Here is a 20932-nt window from a genome sequence, read left to right as displayed (position 1 = left end):
TCAGTGGTGTCCTTCCTGGCCACGGGTGCACTCGGCCGGCAGCGGGCGGATGCCGTTGAACCCCTGGGTCATGTAACTGCTGGCGTAGGCGCCGGCGGCGAGGATCCGGACCGGGTCGCCGGAGCCGACGGACCGGGGCACGCGCACCGGGTACCGGCCCTCGCCGTACGCGTCGTCGCTGTCGCAGGTGGGTCCGGCGACGATCGCGGGGACGTGCTCCTCCGTCTCCCGTCCCGGGAAGACCAGCGGGTGGGTGACCTGGTCCATCTCGTACAGGCCGTTGTACTTGCCCACGCTCAGGTACAGCCAGCGGGTCCGCCCGCCGTCCGGCTGCGTCCGTTCGGTCAGCCGGACCACGTGGGCGTGGATCACGCCGTGGTCGGCGACCAGGTGACGCCCCGGCTCCAGCACGAAGCCGAGCGGGGCGGCGGCCAGCGCGTTCAGGCGTTCCATGCCCTCGCGGAGCACGGTGAAGATCTTGTCCAGCGGCGGGTCGAGGAGGTCGCCGCGCCGGTCGAGGTAGCCGAGCGCGGGCAGCCCGCCGCCGAGGTTCACATGGTCGGGTACGATCCCCCGCCCGGCCAGCGCCGTCAGGGTTCCGGCGAGGGTGTCCAGGGCCTGCTGCCATGCCTCGCCGGTCATCTGCTGGGAGCCGACGTGCACGGACAGGCCCGCCGGGACCAGGCCGGCGGCGCGGGCCGCGCCCAGGACGCGGACGGCGTCGTCCGGTGCGCACCCGAACTTGCGGTTCAGGCCCCACAGGGCGCCGTCCCCGCTGGTGGCGAGGCGGCAGAACACCCGGGCGCCGGGCGCGTGCGCGGCGACGGCGGTGACGTCCTCGACGCTGTCGGTGGCGAACGTGCGGACACCCAGGCGGTGGGCCTCCGCGATGTCGTGGTCGGACTTGATGGTGTTGCCGTAGTGGATGTGGTCGGGGTGCGCGCCCGCGCGGAGGGCCTGCTCGATCTCGGCGGGGCTCGCCGCGTCGAAGCCTGCGCCTCTGGCGGTCAGGCAGCGCAGGACCTCGTCCACTGGGCAGGCCTTGAGGGCGAAGCGGATGTGTGTTCCGGGCAGCTCGCTCAACAGGGTGTCGTACTGGTGCTCTATGCCGGTGAGGTCGTAGAGGAGGCGGTCCGTGGTGCTGGTGCGGGTTCGTTGTGGTTGATCGCGCCGTTCCCCGCGCTCCTTCGGGGCGCTCATGTGCGGGCCGCCCTGATCAGTACCGGCCAGCATTCGGTCAAGTGAGCGAAGTCTTCAATGTCCCGTTCGGCCTGGTCGAGTAACCCTTCGCGTTCCGCCCAGAGTTGGTCCGCGAACCTCGCGTACCGGCCGCCCAGTTTGCGGTACGCCGTGTCCACCCGGTCCAGGCGCCAGATGTTCTCGGCCCGGTCCAGACCCGTGCTCTCGCGGAGGAAGCCCACGATCCGGTCGGGGCGGACCCGCTGCCGCTCGTCCAGCAGGCCCGCGCCCTCGGCCGCCATCCGGTCGTACACGTCGTGGAAGTACAGCATCGACAGCAGGAACTTCACGAAGCGGCGCTGGTAGGCCGGGAAGCCGGTGTCGGTGCGGCGTTCGGGGGTGTGGAAGTTCTCGATGTGGCGGTTGTGGAGGATGCCGGGCAGGCCCGCGTCGTGGACGAGGTGGAGGAGGAAGTAGTCGCTGCCGATGGTGTCGGTGGCGGGCGGGAGGGGGACGCGCTCGTACACCGCGCGGTCGAAGGCGACGTTGCACATGTCGACGCGCATGGGGTCGACCAGGGTGAGGGTGGAGTGGTCCCCGGTGAAGGCGGTGGTGCCCGCGCCGGTGAAGGACTCCTCGACCAGCGCGCGCCTGCGGTCCTCGGGCCAGTCGCCGGGTGCCCAGAGGCCGACCACGTCGTGGTAGACCGCCTCGTCCAGGCGTCGTATCTCGCCGATGTCCACGGAGAGTTCGCCGATGAAGGAGGCTCCGGCCAGGGAGACCGGGCGGTGGGCCAGCGCCGGGTCGAGGTCGGTGCGGGTGACGGCGGCCGAGGCCTCGGCGGCGGGGCGGCCGAGCCAGGGCAGCTCGTGGTGGACGGGGAACACCGGTCGGCCGGAGTGGAGTTGGTAGGTGCTGTCGGAGTCGCGGCGGTGCACCGAGTCGCAGCCGAGGGCGGCGGCCAGCAGGAAGGCGCGGTTGGTGCAGGCGCCGTAGGAGACGGCGGGCGGGAGCATGAGGCGCAGCAGCCGCTCCGGCTCGGGCAGGCCCGCCTTCCGGATGACCCGGCGCAGGAAGTCCCGCTGGGCCTCCTCGTCGTGGTGGCGGACGGTCACGCCCTGGTGTGCGGGCAGGGCGGCGACCGTGCGGGTGTGCTCGGTCCGGGTGCGTTCGTCGGCGGAGTCCAGGATCAGCAGCTCGATCTCGGCGCCGAAGTGCCGGGCGGCGTGGGCGGCTTCCGCGTGCAGGGCGGTGATGGTGGCGGAGCAGGCCCGGTTGGTGGGCAGGGTGAGGCAGACGCGGTTCACCGGGCACCTTCCGCGGCGGCCCAGGGGTCGAGGCCGAGCAGCCTGCGTCCCAGGTCGTTCAGTTCGGCGGGACCGTAGCGGAGGGCTTCGGGCTCGCGGGCGTCGCCGAGCAGGGTGGCGTTCCAGTCGGGGGTGGCGAGGGTGCGCCAGGATTCCACGCGGGAGTCGCGCAGGGCCGTGTGCTCCTCCAGCGCGGGCATCATCGACAGGTACTGGACGGCTCTGACAGCGTTGTCGGAGACGTTGGGCGCGACGCCGTGGGCGAGCAGCCCGTTGAAGATCAGCAGGTCGCCGGCCTGGAGTTCGGGGCGCACCACCGGGAACTCGGCGCGGTCGGTGTTGGGGCGGACCGGGTCGCGGCCGGACGGCTGGGCGAGACGCCACTCCTCGAAGCGGCGGAAGAGTTCGGGCGCGCACTGGAAGCCGCCGAGTTCGGGGCGGGTGTCGGTGAGCGCGATGATGCCCTGCACCCGCTGCGGCAGGACGGCGAGGGTGGTGTCGACGTCCCAGTGCAGCTCGATGTCGAAGCCCTCGTCGGTGGGTTCGATGTGGGAGCGCGACCGGGTGAGCTTGTTCGGCGGGTTGAGGTTGAGGCGGTCCAGGGTGACCCACAGTTCCGGGCTGTCCCAGACGTCCACGAAGGCGTCGTAGACGCGCTGGTTCTGCCGGCTGTCCCAGATGAGCTGGTGGTGGTAGGCCTCGACGAAGCCGTAGATGAACAGGTGCCGGTCGAGTTCGGAGCGGAACTCCGGCTCCTCGTACCAGGTGTCGGGGCGGTCGGGGTCGAGCCCCTGGAAGTCCCAGGCGAAGTCCAGGAGTTCCTTGGCCTCGCCGGGGGTGATGGCCTCGCGCACGACGACGTAGCCGTACGTTTGCCAGAACGCGAAGTCCTCCTCGGACAGCACGCGCAGCGGCTGGGTCTTCTGGAGGTCGCGCAGGGGGGTCGGGGCGAGGTAGGTCTCGCCGTCGGCGCTGAAGTAGGGGCGGCCGGTCGCCGCGCGGTGCAGGAAGGGGTGGGGCGTCTGCATGCGATTCCTCTGGAACTGGAACACGAAGTGCGGTGGAGATCCGGGAAAACAGCACGATCGAGTGGGCCGCCCGCTGCGGCGGGCGGCCGGTGAGCCCGTCGGGTCAGCCCGCGAGGACGGCCTCGGCCGCGGCCACACCGCAGACCCGGGCGGCGCCGTAGGTGGCGATGTGCAGGGCGCCGCGCGGCGGGGCCTGGGGCAGGCCCATCTCGACCACGACGGTGTCGGGCCGGGCGGCGAGCAGGGTGTCGAGCGCGGAGCGCATCCAGTCGTGCCGGTGTTCGTCGCGGACCACGGCGACGATCCGGCGGCCCTCGGCCGCGGCGAGGACGGCGGCACCGGCACCGTCGCCGGTGAAGGAGCCGGAGGCGCTGCCGGGCAGCAGCCGCTCCAGTTCGTCGGCGACGCCCCAGGGGGTCTGGTCGCCGACGGCGATGTTCGGCGCGGGGTTGAACTGGGCGACGTACACCGGTCCGGTGACCGGTGCCGCGGCGCCCGCACGCGTCACGGTCAGCGCGCGGCGGGCCGCGACCAGGCCGATCTCCGGGTCGGCCGGGGTCCTGCCCGCGTCGCCGCGGGCGGCGACGGTCCAGGCGGCCAGGTCACGGACCCGGGCCGCCGCGTCGGCGAGCCGTTCCTCGGGCAGTTCCCCGGAGCGTACGGCGGCCACGAGGGCGTCCCGGAGCTTCAGCACGGTGCCCTCGTCGCACAGTCCCCCGCCCACGCAGATGGCGTCGGCGCCGGCGGCGATGGCGAGGACCACGCCGTGCTCCAGGCCGTAGGTGCCGGCGATCGCCCGCATCTCCATGCCGTCGGTGACGATGAGGCCCTGGTAGCCCAGTTCGTCACGCAGCAGGTCGGTGAGGACGCGCCGGGACAGGGTGCCGGGGCGGTCGGGGTCCAAGGCCGGGACGAGGATGTGGGCGCTCATGATCGCCCGGGTGCCGGCGGCGATGGCCGCGCGGAACGGGGGCAGTTCGCGCGCGTACAGGGTGTCGGCGTCGACGTCGATGCGGGGTACGGCGTGGTGGGAGTCGACGTTGGTGTCGCCGTGGCCGGGGAAGTGCTTGGTGCAGGCGGCGACGCCGGTGGACTGCAGGCCCTCGACCCAGGCGGCGGTGTGCCGGGCCACCAGGTCGGGGCTCGTGCCGAAGGAGCGGACGCCGATGACGGGGTTGTCGGGGTTGGCGTTGACGTCGGCGGAGGGCGCCCAGTCGAAGGTGACGCCGCAGGCGGCCAGGCGCCGGCCCAGTTCGCGGGAGACGGCCCGGGTGAGGTCCGGGTCGTCGACGGCGCCGAGGGCGTGGTTGCCGGGGAAGGAGGAGCCGGTGCGCACGTCGAGGCGGGTGACGTCGCCGCTCTCCTCGTCGATGGCGACCAGCAGGTCGTCGCGTTCGGCGCGCAACTGCCGGGTGAGGGCGGTGACCTGCTCCTCGCTGACGACGTTGCGGCCGAACAGGGCTACGGAGGCCAGGCCCTCGCCGATGCGGCGGCGCACCCAGTCGGGCGCGGTGGTGCCGTCGAACCCGGGTTGCAGCACCGCGAGGGCGTCCCGGGTCAGGGCGTCGCCCGCGGCGGAGCCGCTGCCTGACGCGGTGGTGGCGATGGTGGTCATCGGGGGCGTCATCCCTTCACGGCGCCGTCGGTCAGACCGCTGACAGCCTTGCGTTGCAGGAAGATGAAGAGGATCAGGATGGGCAGCGCGAACAGGGACGAGGCGGCCATGGTGGCGCCCCAGTCGTCGCCGAAGGCGGTCTGGAACTGGGACAGCCACAGCGGCAGGGTCTGCTTCTCGATGTCCTTGTTGAGGATCAGGACGAGCGGGAACTCGTTCCAGGCGGTGACGAAGCCGAACAGCGAGGTCGCCATCAGACCGGGCGCGAGCAGCGGGAAGATCACCTTGACGAAGGCCTGGGTGCGGGTGCAGCCGTCGATCATCGCCGACTCCTCCAGCTCCTTGGGCACGGCGGCGACGTAGCCGCGCAGCGTGAGGAGGGTCAGCGGGAGCACCATCACCGTGTAGAAGACGGTGAGCGGGACCAGGCTGTTGAGCATGTCGTTGTCCCGGACGATCAGATAGATGGCGATGATCATGACCTCCCAGGGGGCCATCTGCGCCAGCATGAACGTCACGATGAGGCCGCGCCGGCCCTTGAACCGCATCCGCGCGAGGGCGAAGGCGGCGAACAGGGCGATGACGAGCGAGAAGACGACCGACAGGACCGTGACGGTGACGGAGTTGACGACCAGCGTCCAGAAGTGGTCGGCGTCGACGGCCTTCTTGAAGTGTTCGAGGGTGGCGTCGGTCGGGAACCACACCGGGTCCTCGGAGATGATGTCGCCGGTCGGCTTGAAGGCCGTGGCGAACATCCAGTACACGGGGAACACGAAGCCGACGAAGAGGACGACGGCGGTCGCGTTGGGCCAGAAGCGGCCGAAGAGCGAGCGCTTCACAGCTCGTCCTCCTCTTGCTTGAGCACCATGCGCAGGTAGTACGAGGTGATGACGAGCAGGACCAGGATGGTCAGGAAGGAGATGGCGGCGCCGACTCCGAAGTGCTGGTTGCCGACGCCCTCGACGTAGGCGTAGATCGGCAGGGTCTCGGTGAGGTGGTCGGGGCCGCCCTCGTTCATCGCGAAGATCTGCGGGAACGCCTTGAAGATCCAGATGACTTCGAGGAAGGTCGTGGCGTACAGGAAGGGCCGCAGGAAGGGCAGGGTCACCGAGGTGAAGCTCTTCCAGGCTCCGGCGCCGTCCAGGGAGGCCGCCTCGTACAGCTCCCGGGGGATCGTGGTGGTCGCGGCGTAGAGGTTGATCGCCACGAAGGGTATGGACTGCCAGACGAGGAGCAGGGTGATCACGGCGAAGGTGGAGAACTGGGTCTGGAGCCAGTTGTGGTCGGCCATGGAGTGCCAGCCGAGCTTGTCCAGCACCCAGTTGACGACGCCGAAGCGCTGGGCGAACAGCCACTGGTAGACGGTGGTGGCCGCGATGACCGGCATGGCCCAGGCGAGGACGAGACCGATCATCAGCAGCAGCCGCATCTTGCTGCCGAGCCGGGCCAGCAGCAGGCCGACCAGGGTCCCGAGCACCATGATCAGTGCGACGTTGACGGCGGTGAAGAAGACGGAGCGCTCGACGACGCGCCAGAAGTCCCCGCCGCTGAGCACCTCCTGGTAGTTGTCGACGCCGTTCCACTCGGTGAGGTGCTGGATGAGCTGGCGCGGGTTGAGATTCTGGAACGACAGCAGGCCGTTCTTGACCAGGGGCCAGCCGAGCAGCACCAGGGTGGCCAGCAGCGCGGGCAGCAGGAGCAGGTAGGGGGCGGCGGCGGTTCGGCGCCGGGACGGGGCGCCGGTGGTGCGGCTGTCACCGCGCGGCGGGGCCGGTACCCCGGCCTTGCGGACAGCGGGCTCCCCGGCCGTGTCCGTGCCTTCGGTCTGCACTGACATGAGTTGCCATCTCTTCCGTGGCCGTACGGACGACACTGGTGAGCCGGGGGCGCCGGCGCGGCGCCCCCGGCGCGGTCATCAGTTCTGCTGGGCCAGGCGCTTGTTGATCTCGCCCTCGACCTGCTTGGCGGCGTCCGCCGGGGACTTGCCGTTCAGCACGGCCGTCATGTACGACTTGATCGGGTTCGGGTTGTTCTCCACCGCGCCCCACTCGGGGATCAGCGGGGTGGTGCCACCGACGGCGGCACCGGGGGCGGCGGCCTCGGCGACGGCGTTGCCCTTGAGGTTGGACTCCAGGGACTGCTTGTTCGGGATGACGCCGTTGAGCTTGGCCAGCTCGCCCTCGTACTGGTCGGACAGGGCGATCTTCAGGAACTCCTTGGCCAGGGCCTGCTTCTTGCTGCCCTCGGCGACGGCGAGGTTGGAGCCGCCGAGGAAGACGCCCTCGGGCTTGTCCGCGGTCTCGCCGGGGATGGTGAAGTAGCCGAGGTCCTTCTCGATGGCCTTGTTGGCGGTGACGGCCGTACCGGCCTCCCAGCCCATGCCGATGAAGGCGCCGGTCTTGCCCTTGGCGAAGACCTCGGCCTGCTGCGGGGTGGCCTCGTCCTTGTCCTTGGGGGCCTTGGAGTAGGAGGCGTACTTCTTGTAGATCTCCATGGCCTTGGCGACCTTCGGGTCACCGAGGTTGGAGACGTACTTGTCGCCCTCCTTCTTCACCAGGTCGGCACCCTGGCCGATGGTCAGGCCGTCGAAGAAGTACCAGTTCTGGCCGGGCAGGTAGATCGGCTCGGCGTCGGTCTTCTTGCCGATGGTCTCCAGGTCCTTGAAGAACTCGTCCCGGGTCTTCGGGGTGTCCTTGATGCCGGCCTTGGCCCAGATCTTCTTGTTGTAGATGACGATGCGGTTGGCGAAGTACCAGGGGGCGGCGTACTGCTTGCCGTCGTAGACGGAGGACTGGGAGACCGACGGCGTCCAGTCGGCGCCGATCTCCTTCTTCAGGTCGCTCAGGTCGGCGAGGCCGCCGGTGGCCGCGTAGGCCGGGGTCTGGGTGTTGCCGACCTCCAGCACGTCCGGCGGGTTGGACTCGGAGAGGGCGGTGGTGATCTTCTGCTGGATCCCGTCCCACTTCTGCGTCTCGAACTTCAGCTTCGCGCCGGTCTTCTTCTCGAACGCGGCCGTGACGTCCTTGACCCACTGGTCCGGCGTGGAGCCGTCCATGGCCCAGACCGTCAGGGTCTGGCCCTTGAAGCTGTCCGGTCCCGCGTTCTTGCCGCTGTCGTCGCCGTCGTCCCCGCCGCACGCCGACACGGACACCATCATGCCCGCGATCACGATCGCGGCCGCAAGCTTGCGCTTCACGCCACCCTCCTCAGGGATGCCACTAACCCCCCACGCCCTCGGCGGTGACCTGCGTACGACGCTGTTGCACGTAGGGCTCGGGACCTGGCCACTAATGGTGTAGACCAGTACGGTGGAGCTTGGCCTAGACCTTTTGGAGTGTCAAGGGTGGTTCGGAAAGCCGGTCCGGGCCGTTACGAGAAAGTCACCGGAGCGCGTCCGTCCACATTCCGTCCCTTTCGCCCGGACCGTTCAGTTGGACTAGACCATAGGGCAGTTGGTCGCTATAACGGGAGACCGTCGACACAGCCGGGAAGGCAGGCATGACCACCGACGTCAGCAGCGCCCAGCCGCACAGGGGGGCGTCCGGCCGCACCGCGCGCGTGCCGAAGTACTACCGGATCAAGCAGCAACTGCTCTCCATGGCCGAGGCGCTGCAGCCCGGCTCGGCCATGCCCGCGGAACGTCTGCTCGCCGTCCGGTTCGACACCTCGCGGACCACCGTCCGGCAGGCGCTCCAGGAACTCGTGGGCGAGGGCCGGCTCGACCGGATCCAGGGCAAGGGGACCTTCGTCGCCCAGCCCAAGCTGTACCGTACGCTGCAACTCACCTCGCACACCGAGGACATGCGGGCCCAGGGCCTCACACCGGCCTCGCAGACGCTCGACATCGGGGAGGTGCCGGCGGACGAGAAGCTGGCGGGCCTGCTGGGCATCGGGATCGGCGAGAAGGTGCTGCGCATCGAGCGGCTGAGGCTGGCCAGCGGCGACCCGATGGCGATCGAGACGACCCATCTGTCCGTCCGCCGCTTCCCCGGCCTGCGCCGGTCCCTCGCCACGTACCCCTCGCTCTACACCGCGCTCGCCGAGGTGCACGGCGTCCATCTCGCCGAGGCCGACGAGACCATCGAGACCTCGCTGTCGACCCCGCGCGAGGCGCAGTTGCTCGGCACCGACGTGGGGCTGCCGATGCTGCTGCTGTCCCGGCACTCGCGGGACGCGGCGGGCACCCCGGTGGAGTGGGTGCGCTCGGTGTACCGGGGTTCCCGCTACAAGTTCGTGGCCGCCCTGCGCCGGCCGGGCGCCCCGGTGGTCCGGCGCAGGACGGCCCCGCCGGACCCGGACGGGACCGGCCGCGTCTGAAGCAGGGGACGCGGGCGGAGCCGCGGATCAGCGAACGGGCGCGGCGGGTGTCTTCGCCGACGACTTGCCCGGCGCCTCGGGTGACGACTTGGCCGAGGTCTTCGCCGGCGCCTTCGGGGACGACTTGCCCGAAGACTTCGCCGGCGCCTTCGGGGACGACTTGCCCGAAGACTTCGCCGGCGCCTTCGATGACGACTTGGCCGAGGACTTCGCCGGCGCCGAGGGCGCGTCGGACCGGGCGAGCTCGATGTCCTGGTGCGAGACCGCGTGGAACGACGGCAGCACGATGATGCCGGAGGGACGCAGCTCCGTCAGGGTGGCCTCCACCCGCGCCGCCCCCTCCTTCAGCACTTCCGGAGAGGCCTTGCCGGAGTGCTCCCACCGGTGTTCCGCGCCGTCGCACTGGGCGACGCTGCCGCCGATGCCGTGGTGAAGGCCGGGGTCGCCCTGGCTGACCGAGGAGCTGACGAGCACCGGTCCGGTGCCGCCGGTGCAGCGGTAGGTGCCGGAGAGCGTCACCGTGCCGTCGGCCGTGATCCGGCCGACGTGGTCCACGGTGATCAGCTCGGAGGGGTCGGCGGCGACCGGGCCGACGGCGGCGCACAGCAAGGCGGCGGCGCCGAGGGTCGTGGCGACGACGGGGCGTAGGGGCATGGGATACCTCCGGGTTCCAGGGGTTCGAGGGCTTCCACTGGTACCGGGCGGCCGGGTCGGCGGGCGTGACCGTCACTCCTTCGGTGGCGCGTCATGACACCGTCCGGGCCGCTCACGGCAGGGTCCGGCCGGTCACGGCAGCGTCCGGCACCACGCCCCCGGCCCGGCTACGGCAGTACGGCGAACCCGTCCAGCTCCACCAGCGCCCGCTCGTCCCACAGGCGTACGACCTCCACGACGGCCATCGCCGGATAGTCGCGGCCCGCCGACTCCCGCCAGATCCGGCCGAGTTGCCGCGCGTGGGCGCGGTACGCGGCGACGTCCGTGGCGTAGACGGTGACCCGGGCGAGGTCGGCGGGGGTGCCGCCGGCCGCGCACAGGGCGGCGAGGAGGTTGCCGAGAGCCTTCGTGAACTGCTCGGGCAGCGTGTCGCCGGTGATCTTGCCGTCGGCGTCCAGGGCGGTCTGCCCGGCGAGGAACACCACGCGGGAGCCGGTCGCGACGACGGCGTGCGAGAAGCCCGTGGGCGGGGACAGTCCGGGCGGGTTGACGCGCTCGGTCGTCACCGTGCCTCCTTCTGTGCCGTGGCGTACAAGTCCTTTGCGATGATGCCGCGTTGGACCTCGCTCGCGCCCTCGTAGATGCGGGGCGCGCGCACCTCGCGGTAGAGGTGTTCGAGGAGGTGGCCGCGGCGCAGGGCGCGGGCGCCGTGCAACTGGACGGCGGTGTCGACGACGTACTGCGCGGTCTCCGTGGCGAGCAGCTTGGCCATCGCGGCACGCCGGGGCACGTCGGCGGCACCGGCGTCGTGGGCCGCGGCGGCCGCGTACACCATGAGCCGGGCCGCCTCCGTGCGCAGGGCCATCTCGGCGACCTGGTGGGACACGGCCTGGAGGTCCATCAGTCTCCCGTGGAAGGCCTCGCGCCGGCTGGTGTGGTCCACGGTGGCGTCCAGCGCGGCCTGGGCCATGCCGACCGCGAAGGCGCCGACGCTGGGGCGGAAGAGGTTGAGGGTGCCCATGGCGACGGCGAAGCCGCGGCCGGGCTCGCCGAGCAGATCGCCGGGGGTGACCGGCACGGCGTCGAAGCCGAGGGCGCCGATGGGGTGCGGCGAGATCATCTCCAGCGGACTGCCGGTGAGTCCGGGCCGGTCGGCGGGGACGAGGAAGGCGGTCACCCCGCGGGCGCCGGCGCCGGGCGTGGTGCGGGCGAAGACGGTGTAGAAGTCGGCCTCGGGGGCGTTGGAGATCCAGCACTTGGCGCCGGTGAGCCGCCAGCCGTCGCCGTCCGGCTCGGCCGCGAGGGTGAGCGCCGCCGCGTCCGAGCCGGCGCCGGGCTCGCTGAGCGCGAAGGCCGCCACCGCGCTGCCGTCGGCGACCCGGGGCAGCCAGCGCTCCCGCTGGGCCGGGGTGCCGTGCGCGTGCACCGGGTGGGCGCCGAGCCCCTGGAGGGCGAGGGCGGTCTCGGCCTCCGTGCAGGTCTGGGCCAGGGACTCCCGCATCAGACACAGGTCCAGCGCACCGGAGTCGAACAGCCGCGCGAGCAGGCCGAGCCGGCCGAGTTCGGCGAGGAGCGGCCGGTTGACGCGGCCGGGTTCACCTCGATCGGCGAGCGGGCGCAGCCGTTCGGCGGCCAGCTCGCGCAGCTCGGCACACCAGGCGGTCTGCTCCGGTCCGAGTGAGAATGCGGACACAGCCGGTCCTCCCTCCGGGGCGGGCCCTGGGCCGTCCCCACGCCCTTCCCTGCCCACCGCCCGACGTTATCGCGCACAGTTGACTGCCGTCATCAACACGATACGCTGGGGGTCCCCCTCTGGGGGAGCGCGAGCCCACCAGGAAGCCCGTCCGGACATCCGTCCCGGATGTCGCGGACCTCTGCCACGGCAAGGGGGCGGCCGCCATGCATCGCTCGGCCCACGTCGACACCTTCGCGCGCGACCATCTGCCCCCGCCGCACGAGTGGCCCGAGCTGCGGTTCGACCTGCCGGAGCTGCGGTACCCCGACCGGCTCAACTGCGCCGCCGAACTCCTGGACCACGCCGACCCGGGCCGCCCGGTGTTCCACACCCCGGACGGCCCCACCTGGACGTACGGAGAGCTGCGCGCGCGGGTCGACCGCATCGCACACGTGCTCACCGGCACCCTGGGCGTGGTCCCGGGCAACCGCGTGCTGCTGCGCGGCCCGACCACGCCCTGGCTCGCCGCCTGCTGGCTGGCCGTGCTGAAGGCGGGCGCGATCGCGGTCACCGTGCTGGCCCAGCAGCGCCCGTACGAGCTGGCGACCCTGTGCGAGATCGCCCGGGTCGGGCACGCGCTGTGCGACATCCGGGTGGTGGACGACCTGGCGAAGGCCGCGGTACCCGGGCTGCGGATCACCACGTACGGCGGTGACACCCCCGACGACCTGCTGCGCCGGCCGGCCCCCGCGGACCCCTACCCGGCGGTGGACACCGCCTCCGACGACGTCGCCCTGATCGCGTTCACCTCCGGCACGACGGGTCGCCCGAAAGGGTGCATGCACTTCCACCGGGATGTGCTGGCGGCAGCCGACACGTTCTCCCGGCACCTGGTGCGCCCCCGGCGGGACGACGTCTTCACCGGCAGTCCCCCGCTGGGCTTCACCTTCGGCCTCGGCGGGCTGGTGGTCTTCCCGCTGCGGGCCGGCGCCAGCGCCCTGCTCCTCGAACAGGCGGGCCCCCGGCAACTGCTCCCCGCGATAGCCGAGCACCGCGTCTCGGTCCTGTTCACCGCGCCGACCGCCTACCGCGCCATGCTGGAGGAACTGGACACGTACGACGTGTCGTCCCTGCGGCGCTGTGTGTCGGCCGGCGAGAACCTGCCGACGGCCACCTGGCGGGCCTGGCACGAGCGCACGGGCCTGCGGGTCATCAACGGCATCGGCGCCACGGAACTGCTGCACATCTTCATCTCCGCCGCCGACGAGCGGATCCGGCCCGGGACCACGGGCCTGCCGGTGCCGGGCTGGCAGGCGCGCGTCCAGGACGCCGCCGGCAGGCCCGTGCCCGACGGCGAGCCCGGCCTGCTGGCCGTACGCGGCCCGGTCGGCTGCCGTTACCTCGCCGATCCCCGGCAGCGGCACTACGTCCGGGGCGGCTGGAACATCACCGGCGACACCTACGTCCGCGAGGCCGACGGCTACTTCCGCTATGTGGCCCGCGCCGACGACATGATCATATCCGCCGGGTACAACATCGCGGGCCCGGAGGTGGAGGAGGCCCTGCTGCGCCATCCGGACGTGGCCGAGACGGCGGTCGTGGGCCGCCCCGACGAGGCCCGCGGCCAGGTGGCGATCGCCTACACGGTGCTGCGCGCCGGGGCCCGGCGCGACCCGGCGGCCCTGCGCGCGTTCCTCACCTCCCAGCTGGCGCCCTACAAGTGCCCGCGCGAGTTCGTCTTCGTCGACGCGCTGCCCCGCACGGCCACCGGCAAGCTGCAGCGGTTCAAGCTGCGCACCGGAGGTGACCAGCAGTGATGCCGACGACCTAAAATGATCAACGTGTCCGAGCAGCACGCCCCCAGGTCCCTCATCGTCACGCTCTACGGCGCGTACGGCCGCTTCATGCCCGGCCCGGTGCCCGTCGCCGAGCTGATCCGGCTCCTGGCCGCGGTCGGCGTGGACGCTCCCTCCGTACGTTCCTCGGTGTCCCGGCTCAAACGGCGCGGCCTGCTGTCACCGGCCCGCACCGAGTCCGGCGCGGCGGGATACGAACTCTCCGCGGAGGCACGGCAGTTGCTGGAGGACGGCGACCGGCGCATCTACGCGGGCGCGCCCGTCGCGGACGAGGGCTGGGTGCTCGCGGTGTTCTCGGTCCCGGAGTCGGAGCGGCAGAAGCGGCACGTGCTGCGCTCCCGGCTGGCCGGACTGGGCTTCGGCACGGCGGCCCCCGGGGTGTGGATCGCCCCGGCCCGGCTGTACGAGGAGACGGAGCACACCCTGCGGCGACTGCGCCTGGACGCGTACGTGGACTTCTTCCGCGGCGAGCACCTGGGCTTCGCGGCCACGGCCGAGGCGGTGGGCCGCTGGTGGGACCTGGCCGCGATCGCCAAGGAGCACGAGCGTTTCCTGGACGCGCACGCGCCCGTGCTCCAGGCCTGGGAGCGCCGGCCCGGCACCCCGCCCCAGGAGGCGTACCACGACTACCTCCTCGCCCTCGACTCCTGGCGCCACCTCCCCTACACCGACCCGGGCCTGCCCACCCACCTCCTCCCGGCGAACTGGCCGGGCGTCCGCTCGGCCCAGGTCTTCCGCCGCCTGCACGAACGACTGCGCGACGCGGGCGCGGAGTTCGCCGGGCTGTGACACCCGGCGTTCCACGGGCGGTGGGTCTCAGCCGTTGAGGGAGAGGCGGGGGCGGGGGGCGTCGGTGCGGCCGGTGCGCGGGCGCCGGCTGCCCGCACGGTAGGGGGCGGGCCAGACCGCGCCGGGTCCCTCGTAGCCCTGTTCGGCCGCCGCGTGCAGGGTCCAGTGCGGGTCGTACAGGTGCGGCCGGGCCAGCGCGCACAGGTCCGCGCGGCCCGCCAGGATCAGCGAGTTGACGTCGTCCCACGAGGAGATCGCGCCGACCGCGATCACCGGGACACGGACCTCCTGCCGGATCCGGTCGGCGAACGGCGTCTGGTACGACCGCCCGAACTCCGGGCGCTCCTCGGCCACCACCTGCCCCGTCGAGACGTCGATGGCGTCGGCGCCGTGCGCGACGAAGGCGCGGGCGATCTCGACGGCGTCCTCGGCGGTCGTCCCGCCCTCCGCCCAGTCGGTCGCCGAGATCCGCACCGTCATCGGCCGCTCGCCCGGCCACACCGCGCGGACGGCGTCGAAGACCTCCAGCGGGAACCGCAGCCGCCTCTCCAGGGAGCCGCCGTAGGCGTCGGTGCGGTGATTGGTGAGCGGGGACAGGAAACCGGAGAGCAGATAGCCGTGGGCGCAGTGCAGTTCGAGCAGGTCGAAGCCGGCCCGGGCGGCCCGCCAGGCGGCCGCCGCGAACTGCTCGCGGATGTCGGTGAGCTGGGCGCGGGAGAGCCGGCGCGGTATCTGGCTGCCCGGCTTGTACGGCAACGGGGAGGGGGCCACGACGGGCCAGTTGCCGCTGGGCAGCGGCTCGTCGATGCCCTCCCACATCAGCTTCGTGGAGCCCTTGCGGCCGGAGTGCCCGAGCTGTACGCCGATCGCGGCGCCCGGGGCCTGGCGGTGCACGAAGTCGGTGACGCGCCGCCACGCCTCGGCCTGCCGGCCGGTGTAGAGGCCGGCGCAGCCGGGGGTGATACGGCCCTCCTCGCTGACGCACGCCATCTCGGTCATCACGAGGCCGGCCCCGCCGAGGGCGCGCGCGCCCAGGTGGACGAGGTGGAAGTCGCCGGGGACCCCGTCGGTGGCGCAGTACATGTCCATCGGTGACACGACGACCCGGTTGCGCAGGGTGAGGCCGCGCAGCCGGAACGGTGTGAACATCGGGGGCGTGCCGGGCGGACAGCCGAACTCGCGCTCGACGGCCTCGGTGAAGCGGGCGTCGCGCAGCCGGAGGTTGTCGTGGGTGACCCGGCGGCTGCGGGTGAGCAGGTTGAAGGCGAACTGGCGGGGCGGCTGGCCCAGGTACAGCCGCAGGTTCTCGAACCACTCCAGGCTGGCCCGCGCGGCCCGCTGCGTGGAGGCGACGACGGGCTTGCGCTCCTCCTCGTAGGCCGCCAGCGCGCCGGGCACGTCCGGCTGCTCCGTCAGACAGGCGGCCAGGGCGAGGGCGTCCTCGACGGCGAGCTTGGTGCCGGAGCCGATGGAGAAGTGGGCGGTGTGGGCGGCGTCGCCGAGGAGGACGACGTTGCCGTGCGACCAGCGCTCGTTGACCACGGTTCGGAAGGTGGTCCAGGCGGATTTGCCGGAGCGCAGGGGGCGTCCGCCGAGCGCGTCGGCGAAGACCTTGGCGCAGCGTTCGACGGACTCCTGCGGGGTGAGTTCGTCGTATCCCGCCGCGCGCCAGACCTCCTCGCGCATCTCGATGATCACGGTGGAGGAGTCCGCCGCGTAGGGGTAGCCGTGCAGTTGCATCACGCCGTGTTCCGTCTCGGCGATCTCGAAGCGGAAGGCGTCGAAGGGGAAGTCGGCAGCGAGCCAGATGTAGCGGCAGTGGTGATCGGTCACCTGGGGGCGGAACACATCGGAGTAGGTCTCCCGGGTGGTGCTGTGCACACCGTCGGCGGCGATGACGAGGTCGTGGTCCGCCGAGAGCCGGTCGACGGGTGGCGCCTCGGTGGAGAACCGCAGCTCCACGCCCAGGGAGCGGCAGCGCGTGTGGAGGATCTCCAGCAGCCGGTGCCGGCCGAGCGCGGCGAATCCGTGGCCGCCGGAGCGGTGCCGTGTGCCGCGGCGCACTATGTCGATGTCGTCCCAGCGCACGAAGTCCCGCCGCAGGGCTTCATGGACGACGGGGTCGGCGTGTTCGATGCCGCCGAGGGTCTCGTCGGAGAGGACCACGCCGAAGCCGAAGGTCTCATCGGGGGCGTTGCGTTCCCAGACGGTGACGTCGCGGGCGGGGTCGAGGCGTTTCAGCAGGGCGGCGGCGTAGAGTCCGCCGGGACCGCCGCCGATGATCGCCACGCGCACCGGACCTCACCTCCCCCGCCACTTCGGCGGGCGCTTCTCCGTGAAGGCCGCGTGGAACTCCGCGTAGTCCTCGCCGTTCATCAGCAGGGCCTGGGTCGAGGCGTCCAGTTCCACCGCGGCCGCCAGGGGCATGTCCAGCTCGGCCGTGAGCAGCGCCTTGGTCTGGGCGTGGGCGAGGGCCGGGCCCTCGGCCAGGCGGCGGGCCAGTTCGGCGGCCTTCTGGTCCGCCCGGCCCTCCTCCGCGAGCTCGCTGATCAGGCCGATGCGCTCGGCCTCGGGGGCCCGCACCGGCTCGCCCAGCATCAGCAGCCGGGTGGCGTGACCGAGGCCGACGACCCGGGGCAGCAGGTAGGCCGCGCCCATGTCGCCGCCGGACAGGCCGACCCGGGTGAAGAGGAAGGCGAAGCGGGCCGAGGGGTCCGCGATCCGGAAGTCGGCCGCCAGGGCGAGGACCGCGCCCGCGCCGGCGGCAACGCCGTGCACCGCCGCGATCACCGGGAACGGGCATTCGCGGATCGCCCGGACGACCTGGCCGGTCATCCGGTTGAAGTCGAGCAGCTGGGCCGTGTCCATGGCCAGCGTGGCGCCGATGATCTCGTCGACGTCGCCGCCGGAGCAGAAGCCGCGGCCCTCGCCGGCCAGGACGAGGGCGCGCACCGCGCGTTCCCGGGACAGCTCGGCGAGCAGGTCGCGCAGGTCGGCGTAGGCGCCGAAGGTGAGCGCGTTGAGTTTCTCGGGGCGGGCGAGGGTGACGGTGGCCACCCCGTCGGCGATCCCGACCCGCAGGTGTGCCCAGTCGGCGGTGCGGGGGGCGGAGCCGGTGAAGGGACTCATGACGTGCGGCCTCCTAGCGCGGCGGTGCCGTACGTTGCTCTACCCCATGAAGTTATCACTCATTTGTGACTGCCGTCAGCAGAGCGCGACATGCCCGTCGGCGCGCCTGCCGTGACCGGCCGCGTCCCGTCGCATCGGTCACCGGTTGTCGACAGCGCCGTAACAGTGCGGACGCGCGGGCGAGGCGGGCCGTTCGCGTGGGTAGGTCGCCCGGTGCCGGGGCCCGGGGGTTCCCGGACGCAGCCCGGCGACGGCCTTCAGTGGCCGGGCCCGTACCATTCCTACAGTCGGAAAGCAGGACAGCCTGCTCCATGAACGGACTCGCCTTGCACGAACGCCCCGCCGAATCGGCCTCCTGGCGCATCGCGCTGCCGCACACCGCGGCGGCGGTGCCCGTGGCGCGCGCCCTGGTGCGCACGGCCCTCACCGAGGTGGAGCACGTGGCCGACTGCGACACGGCGGAGCTGCTCACGGCCGAGCTGGTGGCCAACGCGGTGGAGCACACCGCCGGGCGCGGCCCGATAGAGCTGGTGGTGGAGCTGGCGCCGACCGGTTGCCAGGTCGAGGTGCACGACCCGGACCCGGCGCCGCCCGGGCACCTGACCCGGCCCGTGATCGAGGAGCCCGACGTCTGGCAGGAGGGCGGGCGCGGGCTGCTGCTGATCCGCGCCCTCAGCTCGTCCTGCGGGCACCGCCCCACCCCGTCGGGCAAGGCGGTGTGGTTCAGACTGCCTGTGGTTCCCGCTCAGCGCCGGCCGGCGTGACCTCGGCTGCCGGCCGCGCCAGCGTGGAGTGCCGGCGGCCGTAGCCGGCGTAGACCAGCAGGCCCACCGCGAGGAACACGGCGAACTGGATCCACGTCCGCCAGCCGGTCTCGTACATCAGGTACAGGCAGAAGGCGACGCCGAGCAGCGGGGCCACCGGGTAGAGCGGCACCCGGAAGCTGCGGGAGAGGCCCGGTTCGCGGCGGCGCAGGGCGATCACCACGATGTTGACGACGGCCATGATGGCGAGCGTGCCGATGGTGCACAGGTTCATCACGGCGTCCAGGGAGGCGAAGGCCGCCGGGAGCGCGAAGACGACCGCGACGATCAGGGTGCCGGCGACCGGTGTGGAGGTCTTCGGGCTGACCTTCTCGAAGACGCGCGGGATCAGGCCGTCCCGGGACATCGACATCAGGATGCGGGTCTGGCCGTACATCACGGCGAGGACCACGGAGGCGATGGCGACGACCGCGCCGAAGGCGATGACACCGCCGCCGACGGTGGAGCCGGTGACCTCGTTGACGACGTAGGAGAGGGCGGCGGGGCGGCCGGCGACCTGGTCGCCGCCGATGGCGCCGATCGCGGCGAGCGCGACCGCGCAGTACAGCAGCGTCACGAGCCCCATGCACACCATGATCGCGACCGGGATGTCCCGGCGCGGGTTCTTCGCCTCCTCGCCGGCGGTGGTGATCGCGTCGAAGCCGATGTAGGAGAAGAACGCGGCGGTGGTGCCCGCGCCGATGCCGCCGAGGCCGGCCGGGGAGAACGGCGTGAGGTTGCCGTGCTTGAAGGCGCTGTAGCCGATGGCGCAGAAGGCGAGGAGGATCACGAGCTTCACGGCGGCCATGGCGGCGGTGGCCCGGGCGCTCTCGCGCACCCCGCGCACCAGCAGCACGGAGGCCATGGCGATGACGAGCACGGCGGGGAGGTTGACGAGGCCGCCGTCGCCCGGTCCCGCGGACAGGGCGGCCGGCAGCTGGAGGCCGGTGAGGCTGTGCAGCAGTTCGTTGACGTACTCGCTCCAGCCGACGGCGACGGCGGAGATGGAGATGCCGTACTCCAGCAGCAGGCACCAGCCGACCAGGAAGGCGGTGGACTCGCCGAGGCCCGCGTAGGCGAAGGAGTACGAGGAGCCGGAGACCGGGATGGCGCCGCCCAGCTCCGCGAAGGAGAAGGCGGTGAAGACGCAGGTCAGCGCGGCGAGGACGAAGGAGATGACGACGGCGGGACCGGCCTGTGCGACGGAGTCGGAGAGACCGACGAAGATGCCGGTGCCGACGATGGCGCCGACGCCGAAGCAGATGAGCTGGAAGAGGCCCATGGTGCGCTTCAGGCCGTGTCCCTCGCGGTCGGCTCCGGATTCGGCGACGAGCAGGTGCGGGGACTTGATGCGGGGAGCGGGCATGCGGGTGGTGCTCGTTTCTGGTGGTGCGGGCGCCCGTCATAGGGGCGCGGCGTCGGCTCCGAGAAGGGGTGGCTCGGGGCCGCGGGTCAGGATAGTGCCAGGTGAGGCGGGTCAGGCAAGGGTTTCCCGGCCGAGTGTGGCGACCAGCACCGCCTTGATGGTGTGCAGGCGGTTCTCGGCCTCGTCGAAGACGATCGAGTGGGCGGACTCGAAGACCTCGTCCGTCACCTCCAGCGACGCCAGGCCGTGGGTCTCGTGGATCTGCTGCCCCACGGTGGTGCCGAGGTCGTGGAAGGCCGGCAGGCAGTGCAGGAACTTCACGTCCGGGTTGCCGGTGGCGTGGAGGACGTCCATGGTCACGGCGTAGGGGGCGAGGGCCGTGATCCGCTCGTCCCACACCTCCTTGGGCTCTCCCATGGAGACCCAGACGTCGGTGGCGACGAAGTCCGCGCCCAGGACGCCCTCGGCGATGTCCTCGGTGAGGGTGACGCGGGCACCACTGGTCGCGGCGAGCTCGTGGGCGCGGTCGACGATCTCCTGGGCGGGCCAGTAGGCCTTCGGGGCGACGATCCGTACGTCCATGCCGAGCAGGGCGCCGGTGACCAGGTAGGAGTTGCCCATGTTGAAGCGGGCGTCGCCGAGGTAGGCGAAGGCGATCTTCCGCAGCGGCTTGGCGCTGTGCTCGGTCATGGTGAGCACGTCGGCGAGCATCTGGGTGGGGTGCCAGTCGTCGGTGAGGCCGTTGTAGACGGGCACGCCGGCGTACGCGGCCAGTTCCTCGATCTTGGCCTGGCTGTCGCCCCGGTACTCGATGCCGTCGAACATCCGGCCCAGCACGCGCGCGGTGTCCCTGACCGACTCCTTGTGCCCGATCTGCGAGCCCGAGGGGTCGAGGTAGGTCGTGTGGGCGCCCTGGTCGGCGGCGGCGACCTCGAACGCGCAGCGGGTGCGCGTCGAGGTCTTCTCGAAGATCAGCGCGATGTTCCTGCCCCGCAGGTAGGGGGTCTCGGTCCCGGCCTTCTTGGCGGCCTTCAGCTCGGCGGCCAGCTCGACCAGGCCGCGGAACTCCTCCTCGGTGAAGTCGAGCTCCTTGAGGAAGTGGCGGCCGGCGAGGGCGGTCGGGACTGTCGCCATGGGGGGCGCTCCAGATGTATGACTACAGGGGACACTGGAAGTCTATACGACCCTTCACATTTCTATGCGATCTCGTACCG

Annotated in this window: 17 protein-coding genes and 1 pseudogene; 4 read left to right on the top strand and 14 right to left on the bottom strand. The window is 71.9% G+C overall.

Translation table 11 applies throughout. The features are described 5' to 3' along the window. The 7 genes from ACH4LD_RS05410 to ACH4LD_RS05380 all read right to left on the bottom strand — a co-directional run bounded on the left by ACH4LD_RS05410 (position 1) and on the right by ACH4LD_RS05380 (position 8325). Entirely contained in the window at positions 1-1200 is a 1200-nt protein-coding gene (locus tag ACH4LD_RS05410; RefSeq protein WP_398054430.1) for a type III PLP-dependent enzyme, read from the bottom strand. Then, positions 1197-2486: a DUF6271 family protein gene (locus ACH4LD_RS05405; RefSeq protein ID WP_398054431.1), complete on the bottom strand. Its 1290-nt coding sequence runs from the start codon at positions 2484-2486 to the stop codon at positions 1197-1199. The genes ACH4LD_RS05410 and ACH4LD_RS05405 overlap by 4 nt, the downstream gene beginning before the upstream one ends. Next, positions 2483-3514, bottom strand: coding sequence for a phytanoyl-CoA dioxygenase family protein (locus tag ACH4LD_RS05400; RefSeq protein ID WP_398054432.1), 1032 nt, complete (start codon positions 3512-3514; stop codon positions 2483-2485). The genes ACH4LD_RS05405 and ACH4LD_RS05400 overlap by 4 nt, the downstream gene beginning before the upstream one ends. Positions 3515-3617: 103 nt before the next feature. Then, positions 3618-5129, bottom strand: a complete 1512-nt coding sequence (locus tag ACH4LD_RS05395) for a glycoside hydrolase family 3 protein (RefSeq protein WP_398054433.1) — start codon at positions 5127-5129, stop codon at positions 3618-3620. 8 nt (positions 5130-5137) lie between these two features. Further along, positions 5138-5968 carry a carbohydrate ABC transporter permease gene (locus ACH4LD_RS05390; RefSeq protein WP_132783242.1) on the bottom strand — a complete coding sequence of 277 codons (831 nt, stop codon included), beginning with the start codon at positions 5966-5968 and terminating at the stop codon, positions 5138-5140. Further along, entirely contained in the window at positions 5965-6966 is a 1002-nt protein-coding gene (locus ACH4LD_RS05385; RefSeq protein WP_398054434.1) for a carbohydrate ABC transporter permease, read from the bottom strand. Before ACH4LD_RS05385 ends, ACH4LD_RS05390 begins: the two co-directional genes overlap by 4 nt. A 78-nt stretch (positions 6967-7044) precedes the next feature. Further along, positions 7045-8325, bottom strand: a complete 1281-nt coding sequence (locus ACH4LD_RS05380; protein ID WP_398054435.1) for an extracellular solute-binding protein — start codon at positions 8323-8325, stop codon at positions 7045-7047. 302 nt (positions 8326-8627) lie between these two features. Here ACH4LD_RS05380 and ACH4LD_RS05375 point away from each other — a divergent pair, with 302 nt between their 5' ends. Beyond that, complete coding sequence (locus ACH4LD_RS05375; protein ID WP_398054436.1) at positions 8628-9446, top strand: GntR family transcriptional regulator; 819 nt, start codon at positions 8628-8630, stop codon at positions 9444-9446. 234 nt (positions 9447-9680) lie between these two features. Here the strand turns inward: ACH4LD_RS05375 and ACH4LD_RS05370 are convergent. The 3 genes and pseudogenes from ACH4LD_RS05370 to ACH4LD_RS05360 all read right to left on the bottom strand — a co-directional run. Continuing rightward, positions 9681-10100 (bottom strand): annotated as a pseudogene (locus tag ACH4LD_RS05370) (DUF6299 family protein); the annotation flags it as partial. Between the two features lie 167 nt (positions 10101-10267). Next, positions 10268-10666 (bottom strand): RidA family protein, encoded by a 399-nt coding sequence (locus ACH4LD_RS05365; protein WP_398054437.1) that lies wholly within the window; start codon positions 10664-10666, stop codon positions 10268-10270. Continuing rightward, entirely contained in the window at positions 10663-11793 is a 1131-nt protein-coding gene (locus ACH4LD_RS05360; RefSeq protein WP_132783245.1) for an acyl-CoA dehydrogenase family protein, read from the bottom strand. The genes ACH4LD_RS05365 and ACH4LD_RS05360 overlap by 4 nt, the downstream gene beginning before the upstream one ends. 206 nt (positions 11794-11999) lie before the next feature. On the opposite strand from ACH4LD_RS05360, the gene ACH4LD_RS05355 reads away from it, so the two are divergent. Together ACH4LD_RS05355 and ACH4LD_RS05350 are read left to right on the top strand one after the other, a co-directional pair. Further along, positions 12000-13592, top strand: coding sequence for an AMP-binding protein (locus ACH4LD_RS05355; RefSeq protein ID WP_398054438.1), 1593 nt, complete (start codon positions 12000-12002; stop codon positions 13590-13592). Between the two features lie 15 nt (positions 13593-13607). After that, complete coding sequence (locus ACH4LD_RS05350) at positions 13608-14420, top strand: PaaX family transcriptional regulator C-terminal domain-containing protein (protein WP_132783247.1); 813 nt, start codon at positions 13608-13610, stop codon at positions 14418-14420. Positions 14421-14447: 27 nt separating this feature from the next. On the opposite strand, the gene ACH4LD_RS05345 is transcribed toward ACH4LD_RS05350, so the two are convergent. Together ACH4LD_RS05345 and ACH4LD_RS05340 are read right to left on the bottom strand one after the other, a co-directional pair. Continuing rightward, the gene (locus ACH4LD_RS05345; RefSeq protein ID WP_398054439.1) at positions 14448-16715 is read right to left on the bottom strand and encodes a bifunctional salicylyl-CoA 5-hydroxylase/oxidoreductase; all 2268 of its coding nucleotides are present in this window, start codon (positions 16713-16715) and stop codon (positions 14448-14450) included. A 6-nt stretch (positions 16716-16721) separates the two neighbouring features. Beyond that, entirely contained in the window at positions 16722-17549 is an 828-nt protein-coding gene (locus tag ACH4LD_RS05340) for an enoyl-CoA hydratase family protein (protein ID WP_398054440.1), read from the bottom strand. A 311-nt stretch (positions 17550-17860) separates the two neighbouring features. Between ACH4LD_RS05340 and ACH4LD_RS05335 the strand changes: the two genes are divergently transcribed. Further along, positions 17861-18313 (top strand): ATP-binding protein, encoded by a 453-nt coding sequence (locus ACH4LD_RS05335; RefSeq protein ID WP_030645169.1) that lies wholly within the window; start codon positions 17861-17863, stop codon positions 18311-18313. On the opposite strand, the gene ACH4LD_RS05330 is transcribed toward ACH4LD_RS05335, so the two are convergent. Both ACH4LD_RS05330 and argF read right to left on the bottom strand, forming a co-directional pair. Continuing rightward, positions 18273-19718: an amino acid permease gene (locus ACH4LD_RS05330; RefSeq protein WP_132783250.1), complete on the bottom strand. Its 1446-nt coding sequence runs from the start codon at positions 19716-19718 to the stop codon at positions 18273-18275. The two genes, ACH4LD_RS05335 and ACH4LD_RS05330, sit on opposite strands and share 41 nt — an antisense overlap. Before the next feature lie 111 nt (positions 19719-19829). Next, positions 19830-20852, bottom strand: a complete 1023-nt coding sequence (gene argF / locus ACH4LD_RS05325; protein WP_398054441.1) for an ornithine carbamoyltransferase — start codon at positions 20850-20852, stop codon at positions 19830-19832. Between the last annotated feature and the right edge of the window lie 80 nt (positions 20853-20932).

It is taken from the genome of Streptomyces sp. NPDC017676, from assembly GCF_044329325.1.
GTDB lineage: Bacteria > Actinomycetota > Actinomycetes > Streptomycetales > Streptomycetaceae > Streptomyces.
This window is presented reverse-complemented; position numbering and strand designations above follow the sequence as displayed.